This is a genomic window from Actinocorallia lasiicapitis (assembly GCF_054778695.1).
In genome coordinates this window covers 1-729 of the sequence record NZ_BAAGZI010000855.1, presented here as the reverse complement: position 1 = coordinate 729, position 729 = coordinate 1, and the positions used below count along the sequence as shown (strand labels likewise).

Sequence of the window (729 nt, the reverse complement as noted above, 5' to 3'; positions counted from 1 at the left end):
CACGAAATGTGTGCCCTGCGCCACCAGAGCCTCCAGCCGCGCCTTGTACAGTTCGTAATCGCCATAGCCGAGCAGGATGATCCCGTCCGCCTTGCGGCTGTCCTCATAGTCCGTGTGCCAGTCGGCGGAGAGCTGCTGGAACGAGGTGAGCAGGTCATACCCCCGCGCCGCGCAGGTGCGCAGGATCGACCCCAGCATGGAGAGGAAGAAGGGGGTGATGAAGCTGCCGTCGTCCAGCGGGTCTTCAAAGAAGAGCAGCGCCAGCGTCATGCTTTGCCCGCGCCGCAGCGACGATGCGTTCTTGTCGACCTTGTAGTTCAGCTGCCGCGCAATCGCCTCGATCCGCATCCGCGTCGCGCTGCTGACCGTGCGGTCGCCACGCAGCGCGCGGCTGACCGTCGGCTGCGAGACGCCGGCGAGCGCGGTCAGCGCGTTGCTCGGGAGCGGCAGCGGATGGTCGGTGTTGAGCGTGTAGGGCACCAGGATGGCCAGCAGCGCCAGCCCGCCCAGCGCCGCGCCGACGTCGATCCGCCAGACGTTCGTGGACCGGCCGAACACCCCGTACACGCCGGAGATCATGGTGTTCTCGCGCTGTTCGGGGATGAACCGGCCGCGCCGCAGCGGGGTCCGGCAGGCGACGGCCAGCAGCCACGCCGCCAGCACCTGCGCCGGGACGACCGCCAGCACGACGGCCTTGCCGGTGAGCGCGTAGGTGCCGGCCACCGATCC

General features: G+C 69.1%; 1 protein-coding gene. It reads right to left on the bottom strand.

All coding sequences use genetic code 11. From position 1 onward, the window contains the following. A partial coding sequence (locus tag ACYVE7_RS35115; protein WP_460370996.1) for a LacI family DNA-binding transcriptional regulator occupies window positions 1-729 on the bottom strand: 729 nt, incomplete at both ends.